This window comes from Vibrio breoganii (genome assembly GCF_024346795.1).
Lineage (GTDB): Bacteria > Pseudomonadota > Gammaproteobacteria > Enterobacterales > Vibrionaceae > Vibrio > Vibrio breoganii.
In genome coordinates, this window is the sequence record NZ_AP024865.1 from 779,133 (window position 1) to 801,674 (window position 22,542).

Below are 22,542 nucleotides of genomic sequence, written 5' to 3' on the forward strand. Positions count from 1 at the left end.
TTCATTATCTGAAGTGGCTTTCGTTTAAAATGGTTGGATTAGTGAGTAACTTTCAAGTCGTAGAAAGTCGCTTGCACGTAATCATCAGGCTTACCCGATTTGTTTTGGTTGTATACACCAGCTTTGAAGTACATGTACTGACCGCCTTCGTCGTAGCCACTCTTAGACATGTCTACTGTTTTAACGATGTCGTCTTTACCTTCACGCATGATAGTCGCCGTTAGCTCGTTACCTGTTACGTTAATGCGGTAGCTAAACACTTCACCAAGCTTGATACCGTCTTTAGGCTCTGCTGGAGTCGCGTCTTGATTCCAATAGTTTGGTAGTGAGTTACCAATCATGTCGTGCCAAGTTTCATCACCAAAGTCTTCGCGTGGTTCATGTGCAAAGTAGATGGAACCTGTTTCATGCTGAGGAAGCTTTCTGTAGTAAAGACGAATTGGTTCATCGTTGTTTGCATGGATCTGGCCTACGATCACACGACCTACCTGCCAGTTTTCACCGGTAGTGGTGACATGGTCAACTTTCAAAGTTGCTTCTAGAGTGCCGTCAACACCAGCGGCCGCTTTTAGGTCTGCTTCAGGTGCACTAGAAAAGACCCAGTTGTTACCATTAACGCCCTTGGTTTTATGATAAGTGTTACCACGACGCATCATTTCACGCAGTTCCGAGCGAGTATAGGTAGTGTTCTTTGACGTTTTAGCGCCTTTAATAGGAGCCTTAAATACCATACCGCCATCTTCATCTAGGTAAAAGAAGTCAGCGTCTGAATAGCCACCAGCCAGCTCATTCTCTTTGATTTGGTCTGACTTGCCGTCACCGTTTGAGTCAACTGGGACACTAATCGTCCAGCCAAGAAGGTCAAATTTGTCAGAAGGTGCTTTTGTCTCAGCTTGTGCGCCTGCGCTAATGGTTAGAGCAGCAGCGAAAGTAGCAACTGTGCTAAGTGCAAACTTCTTGCTGGTAGCAAGACTAAGGGTCTTAGTATTCATCATGTAGGATTCAACTCTATGTCGTATTGTATGATTTATGAGAATATTAGCACCGAAATATTGGATTATGCACCCCATCAAACATGAAGTTGATCACACATTTTCGGTTCATTTTTCAATTACCTCATCAACCTATTCACATGATGAATCAGTATAAAAGCGATCATTCATACCACAATTGTCACTCTAGAAAATACGCACTATTCATCCAAAACCTTAGAGAGCATTTAAGTCACTAAGAGGTAACTTCCACTCCTTAGCTTAAAGTCCTAAAAGTGTCTTAACGGGTACATGATCTGACCCTTGTACTTCACTAAGAGCTTCTCGAGCACAAATAGAGAAATCAGAATTCACACCACTCGTTAGCCAAAGGTGGTCGATTGAAGCCATAGCAATTGCGGGGATCTGAATATCGGATCGTATGCCCTTCCAGCTTGCTACGGGCAGGGATTGATAACCCACAAATGCATTTTTATAGGTTGGACTTGAAGACGACAGATTAAAATCGCCGATCACCATATTTCGCTCAACTGCAGAGCTATTGGCTAAGTATTCTGCTGTACGAATTAACGCATCTCGTCGATACCACAATGCTTTAGTGCGTGGTGATGGGGGATGCGCTGCGAGCAACCCTATATCGACACCAACTCTTGGTTGCCATATACCTCGAATGATGTTCTGCCCATCTGGTGTGCGAAATACCGACATGCCGTACAGTAGGTGGCGACTCAATATTAATTGGTTTGATGGATAGCCCACCTTAGGTTGTCCGCCATAGCGATGAGGGTAGAGATTCGATAAATGTGCAAAGGCTTGACCGTGTTCAGGTGACACTTCTTGCATCACCACCAAGTCAGGTTGCGTTCTTTCTAAAAAATCCGTGAATTGTTTTAGGTTGGTATTTTCAAAGGCTAAATTGTATTGAACAATTGTGACGGTGTCACCACAAGCATCCTGAGTTACCGCCTTACTGTTTGGTGTGATCGAGTAAAACAGCAGTGCAAAACCAATATTTATCGCTGACAGCACCTTCTCTTTTAAAAACACTGAAAGCAGCGACAGAGTTAGGTAAGCGACAAGCATAACAAAGGGAACAGCGGTGAGGTTTTCAGCCCACCATGCGCCGGACACAAAATAGCACCACCCCCAGACTGCGATAGGAATAGTGCTAAGTAGCGAAAGAATCAATTTCTTAATATCAGCAAGCCTATGAAAAATAGCAATTATTTTACAGTCTAGGCATTATATCTAATTTTAGCCTCACACTTTAAAAATTAATCCCAGTCAGGAGCAAAGGTTGGGCTCGCAAGACGATGATCTCTATCAAGAGTAGCGATCTTCTCCATATCAGACTCAGTCAACGTCACCTTTTCGGACTGCAAGTTGCTCTCAATGTTGGCTTTCTTGGTTGATGAAGGGATCGTCACGAACTCGTTTTGACGCATCCACGCAAGCACAACCTGAGCAGGACTCACATCATGGTCCTTGGCAATGGCTTGAATGGTTTTATCTTGTAGTACGTCACCGTAAGCAAAAGGCATGTATCCCGTTACAATCACGCCGTTCGCTTCACAGAAATCAACCACCTTATGATTTTGCAAATACGGGTGTACTTCGACTTGGTTAGTATAAATCTCGCCGTCACCTAGGATATCAATGGCTTTTTCAAGCTGCGCATTGGTGAAATTAGACACGCCAATATGACGAACCAAACCCGAATCTTTTAGCGCTTTTAGTTCCGGAAGGTACTCTTCCATTGGCACTTCATCATCTTTAAGAGGCCAATGAATCAACAACAGATCGATGTAATCTGTCTTCAGCTTTCCAAGGCTTTCTTGAACGCTAGGTGCAAACTTTTCCTTAGCAAAATTATCTATCCAAACCTTAGTGGTCAGAAAGACATCTTCACGCGGAATGGAAGAATCGGCAATTGCTTGGCCTACTTCTTCTTCATTCCCATAAATCTGAGCCGTATCGATATGACGAAAGCCTGCTTCTAGTGATGTTTTCACCGATTCATAGCCAGCACCGTCTTTGAGTCTGTAGGTGCCCGCGCCCAGAAGGGGTATAGAGTTCATGGTTTTCTCCAGTTAGTAGATACTGGAATGATTCTGGCAGAAAAATAGAAAGGAAAGTGAAAAGGTCGCACATTTTTAGCGCGACCTCTCAGAGTTTTAGTTGTACGCACCACTTCGTTAGGAATCTCAGTTCACCCTCTCAGTGATGCGTTGATATTCATTGATGGCTGAAAAAGTGACTTGCTTCTCGCTCTCGCTATTACACAGGGTTATACTGTGTGGGACACACTTATATATCAAAGGCATGCAATGACTTCTGCTACTACTCCAAATGTCCCAAAGGATCCATCAGAGCGCTTTAATTTATTCTTTAAGGCTGCAGTAAACGATAAGAAAATCTGGCTATTAATTGATGAGCACGGAAGTGTAATGCTAAACACTGAAGACGAAGAATGCGTTCCAGTGTGGCCTTCAGAAGAACATGCATTGCTTTGGGCTACTGGTGAATGGGAAGGCTTTACTGCTGAACCTATTTCAATAGCCAAATGGAAGTCTCGCTGGACTCATGGTCTTGAAGAAGACGAATTATCTCTGGTTGTCTTCCCAGACCACGAAGGTGAAGGCATCGTTCTTTACCCTGACGAGTTCGAGATGGAACTTGTTAAGCGCGAATCAAAATCGCAAAGATAAACCTACGAGTTTATAAGCATCAGGCCTATCGAAAGATGGGCCTTTTTTATGCCAAAACAAAATCTCGTTCACATATCCTTACCACCTCTGTGCATATGCTCACAGTTTCCATGATATCGAATTGACATAAAATAGTACAAATAACATTCTTAATTATTACTTTTTGTTACAGATATTCTCATGGAAATGAATAAATCAATTTTGGCATTGATGCTAGCAACCGCACTGACTGGTTGTGGAGGCAGTGATAGCTCAGGCAATAACAATAATCCCAATGACTCAGACCCCGGCACGAGTGAACCTGTTGAGCCGGGCGATCCAATTGCTCCTTATAGTATTACTAAATATCAAGATATCCTTTCAAATTCAGACTTACAGCAGTCTGACCCTTACGGTAGCGCATCCAATAAAGAGAGCGTTGTGACCAATGGGAACTTTTATGGGTACTATGATGAATACTTTTATGCCCAAGAGAACACGCAGTATCTTGTGTTTAAGATGTCGAACTACTCTATGCGCAATGAAGTTCGCGAAAGAGACAATTTCGATATTAATGTTGAAGATGAAAAACGTACCCTACTCGCTGAGGTGAAACTGCCAGGTATCGAAGATGCCATGAGCGACTCTTCTTCAAGTCGAGACCAGGTTACGTTTTTGCAGATTCACAATAAGGGAACGTCAAGTGATGGTACGGGATACATCCCTCACCCGCTTTTGCGTGTTGTCTACGAACTTGAGCGTGACGGTAAATACGGTCACTACTGGGCGGTTGTAAAAAATAACGCCGTAGATTGTAAGGGTGACGGTTCTGACCCAGATTCTGCAGAGTGTCAGAATGCCTACGACCGATACGATCTTGGCGAAGCCGATACAGATGCATTCACTAAGTTTGAATTAATCGTTCAAGAAAATAACCTATCCATTGAAGTGAATGACATTGTCAAAGCTGATCTGAATATCGCTTACTGGGAACACTTACTGAGCTACTTTAAAGCGGGCGTGTACAACCAATTTGAAAATGGTGAATCAGAAGCTCACTTCCGAGCACTCAAAGTTCTAACGGGCGATTCAAACACTGCTTACGATTGGGATATTGATAGCTGGAAGCTCACTATTCCTGCGAGCAAAGATGATTACTATTTCTCTGGCGGTGATAGTGCAGCTGAGCTTACTCCAGAACGCTGTGGTTATTCAGACAAGGATACACTGGCAAACGATGAAGACGTCATAGATAAAGACCCAGACAACAATACCACCTACTTCAGTGTAGAAGATGGGCGAATGCACTTTAGAGCTGACATGGGTTACGGTTCATCTACCGCCAACTCCAACTACATCCGCTCAGAGCTTAGAGAACTGTTTATTAGTAACAATAACCCTGATTGTAGCACCAGTGATGAAGACACTAGCTGGTATCTAGACGATTCAAGAACGGGTGATTCTACTCATACATTAAACGCAACTCTTAAAGTCGAACAGCACCCAAACATCAGTCAACCAAAAGTGGTTTTAGGTCAGATACATGGTTGGAAGATCAATCAAGCGCTAGTTAAGCTGCTTTGGGAAGGCGATAGCAGACCCGTTCGAGTCATCCTAAATGATGATTACGAAATCAATAACCAAGACTGTGGTCACTGTGAGCCATTTAGCGTTGAATTAGGCATCTATGCTGCTGGTGAGGAATGGAGTTATACCATTCGTGCCGATGAAGATGGTATCTACCTTGCTACCTATGACACTGATGGCAGTAACCGAGTCGCGCACTCAATACCTTGGGGTCAAAACTACACCGATAAAGATGGCGACACTGTGGTTTTATCCTCAGATTGGGCCTCTCCAGATATCGCTTTTTACTTCAAAGCAGGAATCTATCCTCAGTTTAAACCTGAATATCCTGGGCAAATTTTCGACGTTAGCTTCAGTTCTTTGAACATAGATCACTATTAGAGAATCTGAATTAGACCTTGATCGCATTTACAAATATTTATTTACATTTGTATTATTAAAATATGTATTCTTAATTTGTAAATGCATTGAGCAATCAAGTTCTAAAAGGCATCAGGCGATGTAGAAGCAAGGATAGCTAAGCCTTCTTCATCAAAAAAACGATTCAAATTTCTTTTTATATTACAAATTACATTGTTGGTTTTCACAACATTAGGTGAATGGATAAATGAAACATATATATCTAAAAAGCTTATTAGCTACTTCTGTATTACTAGCTGTTGGCTGTACTTCTACTTCAGTTCCACAGTTCGACAACAACAAAGAGACGGGCGAAGCTCTTCTTACACCCGTTGCTATTACAGCAAGCAGCCACGATGGTAATGGCCCTGATCGCCTTTTCGACCAAGATCTAACTACGCGTTGGTCTTCAGCTGGTGACGGCGAGTGGGCAGTGTTGGACTACGGTTCAGTACAAGAATTCGACGCTGTTCAAGCGGCATTTAGCAAAGGTAATGAGCGTCAATCTAAATTTGATATTCAAGTAAGTGAAGATGGTGAAACGTGGACGACTGTACTTGCAGACCAAATGAGCTCAGGTGAAGCCCTCGGCCTTGAGCGTTTCCAGTTTGAGCCTGCAGTTAAAGCTCGTTACGTAAAATACGTTGGTCACGGTAACACGAAAAGCGGTTGGAACAGTGTCACTGAACTAGCAGCTGTTAACTGTAACGTTAACGCTTGTCCTGCTAGCCACATCATCACTTCAGACGTTGTAGCTGCAGAAGCCGTAATGATCGCTGAAATGAAAGCGGCAGAAAAAGCACTTAAAGAGGCGCGCAAAGACCTACGTTCTGGTGACTTCGGTGTAGCCGCAGTTTACCCTTGTGATACTACAGTAAAATGTGACACTCGTAGCCCACTACCAGCAGTAACGGGTCTACCAGCAACTCCACTTGCAGGTAACGCACCAAGCGAAAACTTTGACATGACGCATTGGTACCTATCTCAACCATTCGATCATGACAAAAATGGCAAGCCAGATGACGTTTCTGAGTGGAACCTTGCAAACGGTTACCAACACCCAGAAATCTTCTACACTGCTGACGACGGCGGCCTAGTATTTAAGTCTTATGTGAAAGGTGTTCGTACCTCTAAAAACACTAAGTACGCACGTACAGAGCTTCGTGAAATGATGCGCCGTGGCGACCAGTCTATTAGCACTAAAGGTGTTAACAAGAACAACTGGGTATTCTCAAGCGCTCCTGAATCAGACCTAAAAGCAGCTGCTGGTATTGACGGCGTTCTAGAAGCAACGTTGAAAATCGACCACGCAACAACTACGGGTAACGCGAACGAAGTAGGTCGCTTTATCATCGGTCAGATTCACGACCAAAACGATGAGCCAATTCGTCTGTACTACCGTAAACTGCCTAACCAAGCGACAGGTGCTGTTTACTTTGCACACGAAAGCCAAGACGCAACTAAAGAAGATTTCTATCCTCTAGTGGGCGACTTGACTGCTGAAGTTGGCGAAGATGGTATCGCACTTGGCGAGAAATTTAGCTACCGCATTGAAGTTAAAGGCAACACTATGACTGTGTCTCTAATGCGTGAAGGTCACGACGACGTAGTTCAAGTTGTAGACATGAGCGACAGTGGCTACGACGTTGGCGGCAAGTACATGTACTTCAAAGCGGGTGTTTACAACCAAAACATCTCTGGCGACCTAGACGACTACTCACAAGCAACTTTCTACCAGCTAGACGTATCTCACGATACTTACACAGCTAAGTAACTTGTAAGCAATCTATTGAAAGCCTCACTCTTTGAGTGAGGCTTTTTTCGTTCTAGCAGACTTGAATAATTAAAATGAAAAAGGTCGCTTTCGCGACCTTATCTTTGCCAATAATCAAGCTATTGCTATCTAAAACTCAACCCTTGTTGTGCGGCCAGGCTCAACAATAATGTTATTAATGGACTTGTAAATTTCAAAACCAGATCCATTTGTCGCTTCTGTATCATGTTGCGCAGTACAAGTGTACCCAACTGCATATTCGTCTGCATACACACTCTCAAACGCAAACTGCCCTTTTAGACCAGATGGATCAGCAATCAAAGGAACAGCAATTGGAGCGCCCTCTTTTGGACGACGCTCACCTTCTATTCCTTCGCGAAGGGTATGAAAGCCAAGCATTTGCTGTTGCTCAGTGGCACCGCGATACAAATACACAGAATCTACCGCATCGTAGCTGTTTTCATGACATACGCTTTGAATCGAATCTATGTCAATTGTGCCATTGATATGACCTAAGCGAGGCGGGATGTCATCAATATGAACTATTTCAAAGTTCTTATTGCTTAAGAATCTCCAATCATGATTCTTGTTGTAGCGAAGGGTATCTTCAAGATTGAACCAAACCGCTAGGTTGTTATACCCCTTCTGCACAGTGAATGTCTTACTCACTAGTCGACCTGTTGGACGAGCGTTTTGTGGCGGTTTTGCACCAGCACAAGAACCTTGACTAGGAGTAGAAAGATATAAGTAACTGCCATCGATATCGCGAACGTGCGAATCATAGTCGATATCAACCTGACCACCACCTTGGTGTTGACCGTTGATATACAGGCACATTTGGTAGTCACCCGGAGATAATCTTAGGTCTTGGAACAAAGGTGCCGCATCACTGCCGTTTGCATTCATAACATCAATCATTCGAAGCTCATTTGCCTCATGCTCAAAGGTCACATGATAAGTTTCACACTCACCCGTTTGATCGCAAGTCACATCACCACTGCTGCCATCTACTCGTTTCAGGAACACATAGTTAAACGCGATCACCGCTTCATCAACATCGGTCAAGCATTTGCCGTGGTTACAGGTCGAGTCAGCATTCAAAAGAGATGCATCTTCACTTTCAACTACAGTGGAATCCAGTTGATTGATCACCGCTAAGTTAAGCGTTGTTTGCGTCGGCGTTGGAGAATTGCTTTCGTCACTATCGGAGTTACAACCGACAAGAGCGAATCCCATAAATAGAGGTAAAACTAGCTTTGTTATCTTCATTACGTATCCTGCGTTTTATTTTGAGCAGAAGATATCGCCAGGGCATGCAATCAATGTCATGCACCTGTCAGCCAGAGGCAAGAGTGCTGCTAGTGGGGGTAATGAGGAATTACATACATAAAGTCATTTACAAACAGAAACTTAACCGAGCAAAGAATACTCAATTTGTGTTATTGAAATGGTTTCTAGCTATCGTATTTAAAACTTCAACATAAACGATCGGCAACGTTAAGGCTGAGAATTCAACTCCAGCCAAAGCTCTTTTTTGAATGTTGGAACCGATTTAGGAAGCCTTGTATTCGGTACACTATAAATCGTAGAACTCTCCCATTTAGACAATGGAAAAGCAGATTGAGTAACAGGATGGGTTTTTAACAAAGCCTCCAATTCACCGTTTTCCACCATTTTTTCTAGGCCATATTGCATTTTCGCAGCGAGTTCATAGTTACTGTGGCTAGTATAAAACAGTAATGGAACCTGATAGTGAATCAGTATCGAATCAAATTTAGCCAATGGTTTATCTGGATTATTTTCGTTGTAATACTCTAACTCTCCATAGCCTTCAGTGATCCCTCTTGGGAAGTAATCACATCCGCCATCATGCAGCTTTTCAAACATCTGCTCGAACTTATCCACTCGCAGCACCTTGTAGCCACTATCTTCGAGAATATCAGCATCAGGCCAAGCCGTTCCCTGACAAGCGATTAAGTTTTTTAACTGCTCTTCGGTAGTAATCCCCTCAAACGTTGCCACTTTCTCAGGAGAAATGATCATCATCCGATATCCTAATAAACCCATAAATATCGGTACTTTTACTGAAAGAAATGATGCTTCTCTCTTTGCCGTTGGCGCAGAAGATACTATGTCTAGTACACCACCAATACCCAACAGCTGTAGAACACGATCTTGGCTTAGCATGATAGGCATAAACTCTATTTTGCTAGGTCCAAAGTGCTCTTCGGCCAATTGCGTTGATCTAGCAACAAGCTGAACTAAATAGTCATGAGAAACATCTTCTTCTGACTGCTTTGGTGTCATTTTTATAGTTTGAATGTCATCTGTTGCGGTGCTTACAGGCGCTAGTGACAGACTAGACAGGGCAAAAATGATAGGTAACAGACGAAGTCTTGGCATTTTTCTATTCGATATAGTTTAAAGGTGCTATAACATATTGGTAACCTTTTGTATTTAAGTCAATATCTTATCCGCAATCACTGACGATCGCCTAGTACAAAACATGAAGGATTCAAAACACTGATGAAAGGACTAATCGGTCGGTTTCTTAGTAAAGTATTCACCCATTCTGTACCGCTATTCGGGGGCTTACTCTTGAGTGCATCTGTACACGCGAACTCATTAACTGGGAGTACTATTTCTAACCCCACCATCAATCCTGTCGTTGAAATTGGCTTGGGCATACTGCTCATCACAATGGTGCTACTAGTGCTCTCTATCTTTATTCGCATTTTTCGTAAAAAGTATGAGAGTTTTTTTGGTCAGAGAAAAAGTAAGCGATTTTTTGCTGTATTCGTACTCAGTGTATGTACCACTATGGTTCTTGGCATAGTCGTTGTGTTACAGACCGAAAAAGCGAATACCTTAAATTCATACAACGGACGATTAGACCTTGCACAAAACGGTATCGAGATAATCCTTCAAGAATGGTTAGGAGAAAAGTCGACCAACATAAAGCTCCTTATCGATGAAGACTTTATTGTGTTAGCCCAACTATTGGATGACATTTCCAGCCTCGACTTTCCTGCTGATGAAAAAGCCGAGATCATTCTCAACTCTCCTATCCAAAAGCGCATAAGACGACACGTTAAGAGCCGCATTAGCCTAACCTCCACCGCTGGATTCACCATTATTGGGCAAAACAACCTTAACCTTGCGTCTACAAATGATGAATATGTCGGTCGAAAAAGCGAGTTAGAAACGACGTCGGTTGAGTACTTAAACAGAGCGTGGCAAGGCGAGATTGTTCTGCTGCCACCAATACGAAGTGACGAAGCCTCACAGGATGTGTCTGACAACGACAAAGCCTCGTCTATGTTCTTGCTCTATCCTATCAAAGACGAGAATCAGGGCATTTTCGCTATTTTTTCTCTCAAAATAGACCCTAGTAAAGGGTTTACCCGAAATTTTCGCGCTGCCAAGATAGGTCAAACAGGGCGCGTATTTGGAGTCGATAGTAAGGGCTACATTATATCTAATAGTCGCTCACAATCTTCGACAACAAAGTACGACGAGATATTATCGAAGAAAGTCTCTGCGACACTTCTAAGCACCATCAGCAAGCTAAAATCCAACCCAGAAGTGAATGACGCAAATTTTGAAAACCTGGTCACTCTTCAAAATCAAGAAATGTTAACTTCCGTTCGATGGCTACCACAGTATGGTTTCGCCATAGTGGCTGAAATAACACTAAACGAAGTCTTTAGCGTCTACCGAACCACTCGTTTTGTTTTAATCGCCTTCTTACTCATTTCAATTGGCTTGATCATTTCCGTTTCTGTTTTTCTACTTAAAGTTGGCACCCGTTCTTATGAAATAATGAACAAATCCAATGCTGAACTGGAAGAACAAATCAACCTACGAACGCAAGAGCTCAATAACAAGCAACAAGAGTTAATGCAGATATTGGAGTCTTCCCCCATTGCAGTCGCAATAATTCAAGAGAGCCGTCCTGCTTATACAAACCCAAGAGCACTAGAGCTATTTAAGATTTCAAAACAAGAAATTAATAGCTATGACGTTTCAAAGATATACAGTTCACCCGATGATCGCACCAAAGTATATGAAGAGCTTGTCGCGAAAGGTGCTGTTATTGATAAGGAAATGGAGCTATGTAAGCAAAATGGTGAGCGCTTTACTGGGAGAGTCAGTTACTACCGAACTCATTTTAATGATAAAGAAGCGATTTTATTCTGGGCGTATGATGTCAGTGATATGATCGAGCTGACTACTATGCTAGAACAATCGCGTGAGCAGGAAAAACAAGCTAACCAATCAAAGAGTCAATTCCTTGCCAATATGAGCCATGAGATTCGCACGCCTATGAATGCCATCATAGGCATGACTCATCTGGCGCTGACACGAAATCAAGAGCCAACAGTTGCCAGATACTTGAACAAAGTAGAACAGTCTTCTTCTACCCTTCTCAATCTCATCAACGACATTTTAGACTTATCAAAGATAGAAGCTGGCAAGCTTGAACTCGACCAGCAGTCATTCTCTCTTGAACAATGCATGAGAAGACTCGCTGACATTTGCACCATTAAAGCCACAGAGAAGTCCATTCGATTATACTTCGAGATAGATTTTAACGTAGAACGCCATTTAATCTCAGATGACACCCGTTTGTTTCAAATACTGCTGAACCTCACCGGTAATGCTATTAAGTTTACGCAAGCAGGTTCAGTAGTAGTCAAAGTTCAACTATTAGAGAGTTTCGATAATCAGCAACAGCTCAGGTTCAGCGTCGTCGACTCTGGTATTGGCATCAGTGAAGAACAAAAATCTAGGTTGTTCCAATCATTCCACCAAGCGGATGCATCCACTACCCGTAATTTTGGTGGAACCGGTCTTGGTCTGTCGATATCAAAGCAGCTTGTGGAAAAAATGGGGGGATCACTACAGCTAGAGAGCGAACTCGATGTCGGCAGCACCTTTTACTTTGACGTTGCCCTAGGCATCGACCTAACCCACAAAGGCCAATGGCAAGAGACCATCAAACAACACTCTGACTATCGCCTTTGGATTCAAAGTGAAAACGCCCTATCTAACGAGCTAATACAGTCGGCATTTTCCGCTTTGAGTACCAAGGTATCTTTCTTCGACACTATTCAAGAAATAGAACATGGCATCGATGAAAAAGAACGTAATACGCTACTTACCGTTGATAAAGCCTGTGCGGAAAACGTTCATGATCTTAAGCAGTTCGCTAATCGACTAAACCTCAACGTTGTTGTCTCAACCGATCAAGATACTCGAGTGGAAGAATTCCTCAATGCAGGATGGCGATGTGTCTCTAACCCTTCTTTGCCTCACGAGATCTATGATGCAGTGTTCGAAATATCCGCGTTTCATGAACCAAGACTAGAAAAAGAACGCTCTAAACTTATCTTCCCCAACGCCCGCATACTATTGGTTGAAGATAATGACATTAACCAAGAGCTTGCGGTAGGGATATTAGAGCCATTTGAAGTTTCCATCGATATTGCGGTCAATGGTCAACAGGCCATAGATAAAGCGAAGGATAACGAATACGACCTGGTGTTGATGGATATCCAAATGCCGGTCATGGACGGCTACCAAGCGACCTCTATTCTTAAAAAATCCGGTTATCCAACACCTATTGTCGCCATGACAGCAAACGTCATGGATGAAGATATTCAGCGTGCCAAAGATTCTGGATTTGATGACCATATCGGCAAGCCCATTGATTTAGATAAATTGCAGTCAATGCTAAGCAGATACCTAGATTCACAAACCGTTAAGCATGATGATTCTGCTTTGTCGCTCTCAGTAGCAAATGCCTCAGAGCAGTTCGATGCAAACTTGGGGTTGGGCACAGTCAATGGAAACCAAAAACTGTATACAAAGCTTTTAAGCAAATTTCTCGACTCAGCTCCAGAGCAGTTGTCAACAATGAGCCACAGCATAGACTCAGCTACTTACTCCGCCGTTGAAATCACCGCCCATACATTAAAAGGCCTAGCGGCAAGCCTAGGTATGCCAAGCGTTTCGACAATAGCAGGAGCAATAGAGGCTCATCTGCAGTCACAATCAATAGATACAGATTACCTTAGACAGCAGGCAACATTACTTGAAGCAGAACTAGCCGAAACCACAGAGCTAGCGAGGAGTTATCTCGATAGCACGAAAACAACGACAGAAAACGCCGTTGATATTCCGTCCGGCGATGTCGTTCTTAAAAAGGATATAGAAAATCAGCTGCTTGATTTGCTCAACGCAATTGAAGCCTATGAATTTGAAGCGCAAGGGATACTAGAATCATTACTTGCCATGTCACTAGACAGCACTACGCGTCAGCAACTAGAAGCGGTTAAGCAAGCGATGTCCAACTTCGATTACGAAGATGCGGCGAAGCTATTGAAAGATTTGATAAAGGAATAAAAGCACTATGGCAGACAATAGACAAACGATTTTGATTGTTGACGATACTCCTGCAAATATCGACGTTCTTGCGGGTACCTTTCAAGACAAGTATCGAATCAAAGTAGCGAACAGCGGCAAACTCGCGATCAAAATAGCGCAAATGACTCCCGCTCCAGACATCATTTTACTCGATATTATGATGCCAGAAATGGATGGCTATGAGGTATGCAGTATCTTAAAAAGTCAGCCCAACACTGAGCATATTCCGATCATTTTTGTGACGGCCAAAATCACGGCAGAGGATGAAATCAAAGGCTTTCAACTTGGCGCTGTTGATTACATTACCAAGCCCATTACTCCTTTGATTGCCATACAAAGAGTTAAAACTCACCTAGCGCTTGCCAATCAAAACCGCGAACTTTATCTAAAGGTTAAAGAGCAAACTGATGAGATAAATCAAACCAAACTCGAAGTCATTCAGCGTCTTGGACGCGCTGCAGAATACAAAGACAACGAAACCGGTTTACACGTACAGCGCATGGCACACTATTGCCACCTGTTGGCTATTGCTACAGGAATGAACGAAGCTGACGCCGATCTTCTGCGTGACGCGGCGCCTATGCACGACATAGGTAAGATAGGCATTCCTGATGGCATATTGCTGAAAGACGATAAGCTAACCTCAGAAGAATGGGAGGTCATGAAGACACACGTCAACATCGGCGGTGAAATTCTTTTTGGCTCGAATAATTCTTCGGTATTGCAACTTGCTCACACAGTCGCCATGACCCATCACGAAAAGTTCAACGGCAAAGGATACCCAGCCGGAATTGCTGGTGAAGATATTCCACTGGTAGGCCGAATTTCCGCCATAGCCGATGTGTTCGACGCACTCACCTCCCCTCGCCCTTATAAAAAAGCATGGGATACAGAAGATGCCTTTCAACTACTCATCGATGAAAAAGGCGAGCATTTTGACCCAAAATTGGTCGATATATTCCTAGAACACAAGCAGGAAATACTCGAGATTAAAGAACGTCTTTCGGACCTGTAACTTTATTTTCTCGCTAACATTTTGGTACTGAAAAACAAAACGGCAAACCTCTTTCGAGATCTGCCGTTTTCAGTTTCGTCTAAGCCGTAAAACCAAAATTAGTTTTACTCAGGCATTAGGTATTAGGTATTAGGTATTAGGTACTAGATACCTAGAGCTTGACCACCACCGATTTGTAGCGTTTCAGCAGTGATGAACGAAGCATCTTTGCTTACTAGGAAAGAAATTGCAGATGCAACTTCTTCTGGTTGGCCAAGACGACCAAGCATGATGCTGTTAGCCCAAGAAGCGAATACTTCTGGCTTAGATTCTTTGATTTGTGCGTGGAACGGAGTATCGATAGTACCAGGAGATACAGCGTTAACACGGATGTTGGCTGGAGCTAGTTCTTTAGCTAAAGCACGAGTTAGCGTGTGAACTGCTGCTTTAGAAGTACCGTAGATACCAGCACCTGGGCCGCCTGCGTTCCAAGCTGCATTCGAAGTGAAGTTGATGATTGACGCGTTGTCAGACTTCTTAAGGAATGGGATAGCAGCGCGAGATACGAAGAATGCGCTATCTAGGTTAAGAGCCATTACTTTACGGAAGAAATCAGTTTCCATGCCTTCGATTGGGCTACGACCACCTAGGCCACCAGCGTTGTTCACTACAACGTCGATTTTGCCGTATTTTTCGCCGATAGCAGTGATGTTAGCTGTTACAGCGTGCTCATCAGTTACGTCAAAACCGTAGTATTCTGCTTCGATACCTGCTTCTTTAAGCTCAGCTAGACGCTCAGCGCCTTTAGAATCTTCGATACCGTTAAGAACTACAGTGTAACCATCTTGACCAAGACGTTTAGCAACTTGGAAGCCGATGCCACCAGTTGCGCCAGAGATAAATGCTACTTTGTTAGACATAATGATGTTCTCTTTGAATTAATTGAGTCTTCACTAGAAATGTTGAAATCGGCTTTATTGGCATGTTTCAATACCAAAAAGACGGATATTTCTAGCAACTTTTTTAATTGTAATACAATAAGGCTTTTAATGGAACTGTAAGTTTTAGATACGTCCGTGCGCCAGATCACAATACCTCAGGCATAAGCTCAGTATTGGCATTTATTCGATACGTTTGAGGGAAATAGAAACTGAAACGGATAGGAGGTTAAACGAATAGAAGAGTGAGAAAAAGAGTGGCCAAACTCAGAGCAGAGTTCAGCCACTTTATTAAAGGTGTTAAGCAATCTTCCCCGCAGCTTTGATCTTCACATGCACCATGTTGCCTTGAAGATAACTAAGCGGAATTTCACTTCGCTCAATCACAGCCACACTTTCAGCGCATGCGCCAGCATCGACAGCCGCTTGCTTGGCTTGCTCTTCGAGCTTCTTCATGGTTTCCACGCGTTTTTCTGGAACGATAGGCACTATCTTGTCGAACTGACCTGAGATTTCTCCAAGAGCAACGCCAATTGCATTGGCCACTTCATAATGCTCTGGACGCACAACCTCACTCACACCCTCAAAATGATCAGGCATCAGTGCACTACCGCCACCCACCAAGATGACAGGAACAGAAGCCGATGAGGTTTTCATTTTATCAATGCCCTCTTCTACATCTCGCACCATTTGTGTATAGATAGTGGTTGCGTCAGTCTCACTAAGATCCACAGGCTGAATTTGCTCAGCATTGTGCCAATCCATATGATTCAGCGTTAAAGCAACATCGGTTAGGGTAAGAGTGTCACCCGAGAAGCTTTTCCCTTCAGAAAGCAGCTTATGCCCAACACTATCCGGTCCTAGCTTAAAGCCATTATTCTGTTCTCTTACTATGGTGCCGCCACCAATGGCAAGAGCCAAAATATCCGGCATGCGGAAGTTCGTGCGAACCTCACCCAGTTCCACAGCAATGCTCGACTCACGAGGATATCCGTGAACCAAAGCGCCAATGTCGGACGTGGTACCGCCCACATCAACCACTATGGCGTCTGATAGTTTAGATAAATGACTCGCACCACGAATAGAGTTCGTTGGACCACATGCCACAGTAAGAATCGGATACTTGAGTGCAAACTCTTGCGACATCAAGGTGCCGTCGTTTTGTCCAAAATAAGGCGTGGCTAAGATTCGGTGACTCTCTAGTGCATGGCAAAAGCCTTGCACAAATCGTTGCGCAGTTCCTTGCAGGGCTGCATTCAAAATGGTCGCATTTTCGCGCTCAAGTATGCCTAGGCTACCCACCTGGTGAGATAGAGAGATTTTCACGCCCTCTAACTCTTCAGCAACCCACTGCGCGACTTGTTTCTCTTGATCACCATTGACGGGAGAAAACACGCCACAGATAGCGATAGAGTCCACGTTGCCTTTCATTTTCTGGCAAAGGGAGCGGATCTCTTGCTCTTGAATATCGGCAATCAATTTGCCGTCGTATTCATAACCGCCGTGTGCTTCATAGAAGTGTTCACCTAGCAATTCCTGCCAAGATTGGCTCCAACCACACAAAGGTGGAACACTGCTTCCGCTTGGCAGAGCAAGGCGAATCATACCAACGCGATCAAGCGCCTTTTTCTCTACAATAGCGTTAGTACATTGGGTTGTACCCAACATAGCGTGTTGTACTTGGCTACCTTTGATACCACTTTGATTGAGCAGCGCCGTAATTGCGCCATCGATACCCGTAAAGATATCCTCAGAGGTGGCTACCTTTACCTTTGCAACACAGTTCAAGGCATTGTCGAGTAAGACACCATCGGTGTTGGTTCCGCCAACATCAATACCTAAACGAAAAACTTGATCCTGCATACTAGTTACCACCTGATTCCAGCAAGGTTTCTATTGTTTGATAATCTACCGCGTAGCCAAAGTAATTTGGCCCAGCTACTTCAATGCCTTTGTCTGTGCGCCATTTTGGATCGCAAGGATAAGCAATTAAGTCGACACGTTGCCCGTAGTGCAACTGCTCGGTAGTAATAGGGTGTCCTGTTTCATGATCTAAGATGGAGATCAAATCTGGCGTTGTCGCCAGCAAGTTCTCCTGGCTTAGTTCATCGGCAGAGCTTCCCTTGTGCGCAAGTAGCAATTCATTCTGGAAATGCACAAACACTGACTTCGGCTGATGGTCATTGTCACTGTATTGCAGTTTTTCAATGACCACTCCACCGGTAACAAAACCGCCCGCAGTAGTGCGATGAATATCGAGGATCTTACCGGTGACAATGCGCTGACCACCGACAATATCCAGCACTGCATCTACGGCACTTTCTCCTTCAGCATTAGCTTTGCGGATCGCTTTGCCAATTTGCATCGCCTTTGTCAGTGTTCCTGGCAAAGCGCTTTTCTTTAGGTTAAAGCCGCGCATTGGATAGTCACACATTGCCGCAGAGCCGCCCATTTCTTCAGTAATTGGGCGAGCAAAACGCTCTGACCAAACACCATCTAATGGGTGTATTGTTACTACGTTACCCTTCTCATCGGCTAACGTGTTAGGCGCAGATGGCAAGCCATCAAGATAAAAGGTCACCATCTGTGATTCTGGAAACGCGCGCCCCATGGCATCGCAATCTACCACTGGAATGCCTTTTTGCGCTGCGACCAAAATTGGGATCAGAGAGTTAAAGCCGCCCACTTCAATGGGAAAGGTTACGGCAATCTCTTCATCCAAAGCCTTTTCCATGGCTTCAAACGCCACCAGCATTTGGTCTTTAGAGTTGATCTTCTCTATAGCAACGGTTGGTGCCCCAATCATGGAAGAAGGGACCGTCATGCAGTTGTCGTCCACTTCTTCTAAAGAAATAATCTCGACGGGTTTATCGGACTGCGCAATCGCAGCCTTTGCCATTAATGCACCACTGTAAGGGTCACCGCCCCCACCAGTGCCAAGCACTGTCGCGCCTAGAGCAATATCGTCAATCATTTGCTCATTAATAATCACGAACCGTCTCCTTGTTCTTTCCCATAGACGTTACTTTTACCAACACCATGTAAGCCACAAATGAAGCCAAAATGCCATCAATCGCCGAGATAGTAGTAATAGAGAACAAGTTGAAGAACTCACCAGCGGTACACGCACTAATCGCACTACCAAATGCCCAAGCTAGCAAGCCGTTGATCTTCCATGAAGGCACGTTTTGAATCGCTTCAAAGGTAAAGTCTTGTTTGTTGATGAAGTAATACTGCGCTAGATACACACCAGCAGATGGAGCGATTGTCACGCCTAGTAAGGTCAAGAATGCCGTGAATTTATCTACCATGCCAAATTGAGCAATCGCGAGACCGATAATGGTCATCAAGACAACCCATACTGGGCGCGGTACACGAGGAAGTGCAACCGACATACCCAATGCACCGGAGACTAAGTTACTGCTGTTGGTTGTCCATTGCGCAAATACCAGAATGGTAATCGCGACCATGCCAAGTCCAATGGTAAAGAAGACTTCAACAAGGTTATCGGTACCTGTCATTTGAGTAAGCAGAAGCGCAACCACGATCGTCGCACTGTTACCTAGCAAGAAACCAAAGCCTGCGCCAAGAATGGCATCTTTACGAGTCTTTGCGTAGCGAGCAATATCTGGAGACGCAATAGCCGCCAAGATCCAGATAGACATAACAAAGGAAATTGCCTCGCCCATAGACATAGGTGCGATAAGTTCTCTCTCACCACCAGATTGTGAGCCTGAAGCCATAATAAGACCAAGGGTAATCAAACCAACCATTAGCGGTACAGAGTAAGTTGAAAGCTTACCAAGAGCGCGCACACCATAGATAGCGGTGGCCATCATCAAGGCTCCACCTCCCACTAAGGCGGCGAAATGCGATACGTCTATATTATATTTGGCAAGAGCCTCAACCAGAATTAACGCAAAGAAATCGGCCTGAAAAGCGAACCAGCCAACTAAAGAAACACCTGTTATAAGACCTAATAATTTACCGCCATTGCGGCCGAACACGGCGCTACTCACTAGCGGAGTAGATACACCTGATTGAAAGCCAATGTTTGCACAGAGCATGGCCAACACAGCAAGAATGGTCGAACCAATAAAGGTTGCTAGCAAGGCATCGTTGATGGCCATGCCTTCACTCAAGATCGCGCCTAGGAACAAGCCTGAAATATCAATACCAATAGCCAGCCAAATTAGGCTAATTACCCACCAAGAACGCTTGGCTTTCTCAGGCACTGGCTCTAATTCGAAATCGTCAATCTTTGACTTAGGTTTTGCAGACATCCGTCTCTCCTACATATTTATCCATATTGGTCACATAAAAAAAGTTAGCACCTTGTTACATGTAAATAAATACATATTATTGAATCTAAACATTCGAAAATTATTATGTATTGCTTTTATGTCGATTAATATAGAAAAATTAGACAAGCGAGACCTGCGTCGGTTAGAACTTTTTTCCGAGATCGTTGAGCAGGGTGGGATCAGCAATGCCACCTTAACCACAGGCCTCAGTCAGCCAGTGCTCAGCAAGGAACTCATCACCCTAGAAAAAAGCCTCGGAGTGGTGCTTTGCAACCGCGGAAGAAGTGGATTTGTGTTAACAGACGAGGGATGCAAAGTATATAATTATGCAAATGAGATCAATAGCTTGCTGTCAGACTACGCTGCTAAACTCAAGGGCGTTCAGTCTAAGTTAATCGGCCATGTACGTGTAGGCTGTTTAGACAATACCGTATCTCTTTCTTCCAACCCTTTATCAAAAGCCATCGAAGCCTATTACAAACTCAGTGACGATGTTGAGCTTACCCTCGAGATTGCCGATTTCACCGTTCTCAACGAGAAACTAGCAAAAAATCAGCTGGATATGATGATTGTAGTTCTCGACGATCATCAAACCTATTCTTACCCTCATGTAGAACCGATTTTCACTGAAGAAAGCTGTTTATATGCTCGCAAGGATCTTGCCGAAACCATACGCAACAACAACTATTCTCTAGAATCACAGAGAATCAATGTCGGAGGCTATGCCGCAGATACCATGTATTCCTTACTCGATGTTAGCCAATATCAAAACCTAAAGCTTATTGACGGCTGGCATGTGGAATCAGGCTTAATGCTCACCCTTGCCGGAACGCACATTAGTTTTCTTCCTACTCACCTTATAGAAAACCATGATTATCGAGACCAATTCACAGCATTGAAGCCAGAACAGTGGCACTTTAGTAGTCAGTTCTCCATCGTACTTAGAAATCATCTTAGAGGCCTCTCTCCTGCCGCATCCGCCTTCTATGATTGTTTAATTGAAGCGGCAAAGGAATCAACATGAGTCAATGGCTAGAATGGGCTAAACAATTACAAGCAATAAGCCAAGCAGGAAAGACCTATTCCATCGATAAGTTTGACCTAGAACGCTTCGATCAAGTGGCTGATATCTCACATAAAATGTTTGCTGAACTTAGTGACCAACCAGTAGAGAAAGTGGCGAATCTCTTTATTGCAGAAAGCGGATACCCGACACCGAAGATTGACGTTCGAGCTGGTGTTATTAAGGACGGGAAAATCCTTCTGGTTCGTGAGCGTGAAGACAATTGCTGGACTCTGCCCGGTGGTTGGGGCGATGTGTGTGAAACCCCAACACAAGGGGTTATCCGGGAAGTTTTCGAAGAGTCTGGGTATGTGGTTTCTAACCCTAAGCTCGTCGCAATAAAAGACAGAGCGGTGCATCCCTACACTCCTCCTTATCCGTTCCATATTTACAAAATGTTTTTCTTGTGTGAGTTAGAGTCAGGTGAACCCACCATTAACATCGAAATATCTGAGATTGGTTTCTTTGCTATTGATGAACTGCCAGAGCTTTCTAAGGGACGGACGATGAAGGAAGATATTGAGATTATCTTTGAGTTTGCACGCAATCCGAATATGAAGGTTTATGTTGATTAAGGCCGTTTTCTGCTGGGTTTTAGATGCCCGATAACACACTTCGGGCATGACGCAGTTCGGTAAGGGTATCACTGAGCTCAACACTGTCATCGTCGAGTGCTCCTATCGAAGATCTATTAAGTATTTTGGCAAGTATTCAGCACACTAGATGCCCGATAACACACTTCGGGCATGACGTTGTTCGTTGTGGGTATCGCTGAATTCAACACGGTCATCTTCGAGTGCTCCTATCGAAGATCTATTGAATGCTATGGTAAGTATCAGCACACTAGATGCCCAATAACACACTTCGGGCATGACTGAAGTACACAAGCTCAACATTGGCCTCTAAACCGTCATCTCCGAGTGCTCTTATCGGAGATCTAGGATTACCTATGCTGGCTAAGCAACCAAAACATCGTTATGGAAGTGGTCTAGCGTTAACATCGCTTCAGTATTGAAGGGGAATTTTCAGACTCCGAACTACCCAAGATCCTCGATAAAAGACTTCGAGGATGACGGCGTGGGTGCGACTTGGGAGTAAACGTTGTCAGGAATGTACAGGCTAGTAAACAACCTACAACATCATTATGGAAGTGGCCTAGCGTTAACATCGATTTAGCTTTCTTCGTGAGACTTTTAGCTCTGAACCATCCAAGATCCTCGATAAAAGACCTCGAAGATGACGGTGATGGAAACCTCGACATAACAAAGGTAGCCAACTTGCGGCTTGCGGCTTGCGGCTTGCGGCTTGCGGCTTGCGGCTTGCGGCTAAAAACTAACAGCTGATAACAAAAAAGGCCAGGTTCTCACCCAGCCTT

15 protein-coding genes and 1 pseudogene are annotated in these 22,542 nt (G+C 43.9%); 7 read left to right on the top strand and 9 right to left on the bottom strand.

What is annotated here, in order from left to right; all coding sequences use genetic code 11:
• Positions 1-38: 38 nt before the first annotated feature.
• The 3 genes and pseudogenes from OCU35_RS16600 to dkgB all read right to left on the bottom strand — a co-directional run.
• Positions 39-881, bottom strand: a pseudogene (locus tag OCU35_RS16600) (polysaccharide lyase family 7 protein); the annotation flags it as partial.
• A 372-nt stretch (positions 882-1,253) separates the two neighbouring features.
• The gene (locus OCU35_RS16605) at positions 1,254-2,123 is read right to left on the bottom strand and encodes an endonuclease/exonuclease/phosphatase family protein (RefSeq protein WP_261825974.1); all 870 of its coding nucleotides are present in this window, start codon (positions 2,121-2,123) and stop codon (positions 1,254-1,256) included.
• Between the two features lie 143 nt (positions 2,124-2,266).
• Positions 2,267-3,070, bottom strand: coding sequence for a 2,5-didehydrogluconate reductase DkgB (dkgB, locus tag OCU35_RS16610; protein ID WP_261825975.1), 804 nt, complete (start codon positions 3,068-3,070; stop codon positions 2,267-2,269).
• A gap of 249 nt (positions 3,071-3,319) precedes the next feature.
• Here dkgB and OCU35_RS16615 point away from each other — a divergent pair, with 249 nt between their 5' ends.
• The 3 genes from OCU35_RS16615 to OCU35_RS16625 all read left to right on the top strand — a co-directional run bounded on the left by OCU35_RS16615 (position 3,320) and on the right by OCU35_RS16625 (position 7,439).
• The gene (locus OCU35_RS16615) at positions 3,320-3,700 is read left to right on the top strand and encodes a DUF2750 domain-containing protein (RefSeq protein WP_017030099.1); all 381 of its coding nucleotides are present in this window, start codon (positions 3,320-3,322) and stop codon (positions 3,698-3,700) included.
• Between the two features lie 186 nt (positions 3,701-3,886).
• Entirely contained in the window at positions 3,887-5,647 is a 1,761-nt protein-coding gene (locus OCU35_RS16620; protein WP_261826561.1) for a polysaccharide lyase family 7 protein, read from the top strand.
• Between the two features lie 226 nt (positions 5,648-5,873).
• Complete coding sequence (locus OCU35_RS16625) at positions 5,874-7,439, top strand: polysaccharide lyase family 7 protein (protein ID WP_261825976.1); 1,566 nt, start codon at positions 5,874-5,876, stop codon at positions 7,437-7,439.
• 129 nt (positions 7,440-7,568) lie between these two features.
• Here the strand turns inward: OCU35_RS16625 and OCU35_RS16630 are convergent, their stop codons facing one another.
• Both OCU35_RS16630 and OCU35_RS16635 read right to left on the bottom strand, forming a co-directional pair.
• A complete protein-coding gene (locus tag OCU35_RS16630; RefSeq protein WP_261825977.1) occupies positions 7,569-8,708 on the bottom strand; it encodes a hypothetical protein in 1,140 nt (379 codons plus the stop codon).
• A 228-nt stretch (positions 8,709-8,936) separates the two neighbouring features.
• The gene (locus OCU35_RS16635) at positions 8,937-9,842 is read right to left on the bottom strand and encodes a type 2 periplasmic-binding domain-containing protein (RefSeq protein WP_261825978.1); all 906 of its coding nucleotides are present in this window, start codon (positions 9,840-9,842) and stop codon (positions 8,937-8,939) included.
• Positions 9,843-9,965: 123 nt separating this feature from the next.
• Here OCU35_RS16635 and OCU35_RS16640 point away from each other — a divergent pair, with 123 nt between their 5' ends.
• The gene (locus OCU35_RS16640) at positions 9,966-13,847 is read left to right on the top strand and encodes an ATP-binding protein (protein WP_261825979.1); all 3,882 of its coding nucleotides are present in this window, start codon (positions 9,966-9,968) and stop codon (positions 13,845-13,847) included.
• A 7-nt stretch (positions 13,848-13,854) separates the two neighbouring features.
• On the top strand, positions 13,855-14,883 hold the full coding sequence (locus OCU35_RS16645) for a response regulator (RefSeq protein ID WP_102430976.1): 1,029 nt from the start codon (positions 13,855-13,857) through the stop codon (positions 14,881-14,883).
• A gap of 143 nt (positions 14,884-15,026) precedes the next feature.
• On the opposite strand, the gene OCU35_RS16650 is transcribed toward OCU35_RS16645, so the two are convergent.
• The 4 genes from OCU35_RS16650 to OCU35_RS16665 all read right to left on the bottom strand — a co-directional run bounded on the left by OCU35_RS16650 (position 15,027) and on the right by OCU35_RS16665 (position 20,083).
• A complete protein-coding gene (locus OCU35_RS16650) occupies positions 15,027-15,782 on the bottom strand; it encodes an SDR family NAD(P)-dependent oxidoreductase (RefSeq protein WP_065599222.1) in 756 nt (251 codons plus the stop codon).
• Between the two features lie 318 nt (positions 15,783-16,100).
• Positions 16,101-17,663 (bottom strand): hydantoinase/oxoprolinase family protein, encoded by a 1,563-nt coding sequence (locus OCU35_RS16655; protein ID WP_261825980.1) that lies wholly within the window; start codon positions 17,661-17,663, stop codon positions 16,101-16,103.
• Position 17,664: 1 nt separating this feature from the next.
• Complete coding sequence (locus OCU35_RS16660; RefSeq protein WP_261825981.1) at positions 17,665-18,792, bottom strand: DUF917 domain-containing protein; 1,128 nt, start codon at positions 18,790-18,792, stop codon at positions 17,665-17,667.
• Positions 18,782-20,083: a cytosine permease gene (locus OCU35_RS16665; protein WP_065599824.1), complete on the bottom strand. Its 1,302-nt coding sequence runs from the start codon at positions 20,081-20,083 to the stop codon at positions 18,782-18,784. The genes OCU35_RS16660 and OCU35_RS16665 overlap by 11 nt, the downstream gene beginning before the upstream one ends.
• 118 nt (positions 20,084-20,201) lie before the next feature.
• Between OCU35_RS16665 and OCU35_RS16670 the strand changes: the two genes are divergently transcribed.
• Both OCU35_RS16670 and OCU35_RS16675 read left to right on the top strand, forming a co-directional pair.
• Positions 20,202-21,128, top strand: coding sequence for a LysR family transcriptional regulator (locus OCU35_RS16670; protein ID WP_261825982.1), 927 nt, complete (start codon positions 20,202-20,204; stop codon positions 21,126-21,128).
• On the top strand, positions 21,125-21,742 hold the full coding sequence (locus OCU35_RS16675) for an NUDIX hydrolase (RefSeq protein ID WP_261825983.1): 618 nt from the start codon (positions 21,125-21,127) through the stop codon (positions 21,740-21,742). Before OCU35_RS16670 ends, OCU35_RS16675 begins: the two co-directional genes overlap by 4 nt.
• Positions 21,743-22,542 lie beyond the last annotated feature (800 nt).

Excerpts from the sequence above, each read along its gene's own strand:
- dkgB (WP_261825975.1), bottom strand. The coding sequence starts at position 3,070 with ATGAACTCTATACCCCTTCTGGGCGCGGGCACCTACAGACTCAAAGAC.
- OCU35_RS16615 (WP_017030099.1), top strand. The coding sequence starts at position 3,320 with ATGACTTCTGCTACTACTCCAAATGTCCCAAAGGATCCATCAGAGCGC.
- OCU35_RS16620 (WP_261826561.1), top strand. The coding sequence starts at position 3,887 with ATGAATAAATCAATTTTGGCATTGATGCTAGCAACCGCACTGACTGGT.
- OCU35_RS16625 (WP_261825976.1), top strand. The coding sequence starts at position 5,874 with ATGAAACATATATATCTAAAAAGCTTATTAGCTACTTCTGTATTACTA.
- OCU35_RS16630 (WP_261825977.1), bottom strand. The coding sequence starts at position 8,708 with ATGAAGATAACAAAGCTAGTTTTACCTCTATTTATGGGATTCGCTCTT.
- OCU35_RS16635 (WP_261825978.1), bottom strand. The coding sequence starts at position 9,842 with ATGCCAAGACTTCGTCTGTTACCTATCATTTTTGCCCTGTCTAGTCTG.
- OCU35_RS16640 (WP_261825979.1), top strand. The coding sequence starts at position 9,966 with ATGAAAGGACTAATCGGTCGGTTTCTTAGTAAAGTATTCACCCATTCT.
- OCU35_RS16645 (WP_102430976.1), top strand. The coding sequence starts at position 13,855 with ATGGCAGACAATAGACAAACGATTTTGATTGTTGACGATACTCCTGCA.
- OCU35_RS16650 (WP_065599222.1), bottom strand. The coding sequence starts at position 15,782 with ATGTCTAACAAAGTAGCATTTATCTCTGGCGCAACTGGTGGCATCGGC.
- OCU35_RS16655 (WP_261825980.1), bottom strand. The coding sequence starts at position 17,663 with ATGCAGGATCAAGTTTTTCGTTTAGGTATTGATGTTGGCGGAACCAAC.
- OCU35_RS16665 (WP_065599824.1), bottom strand. The coding sequence starts at position 20,083 with ATGTCTGCAAAACCTAAGTCAAAGATTGACGATTTCGAATTAGAGCCA.
- OCU35_RS16670 (WP_261825982.1), top strand. The coding sequence starts at position 20,202 with ATGTCGATTAATATAGAAAAATTAGACAAGCGAGACCTGCGTCGGTTA.
- OCU35_RS16675 (WP_261825983.1), top strand. The coding sequence starts at position 21,125 with ATGAGTCAATGGCTAGAATGGGCTAAACAATTACAAGCAATAAGCCAA.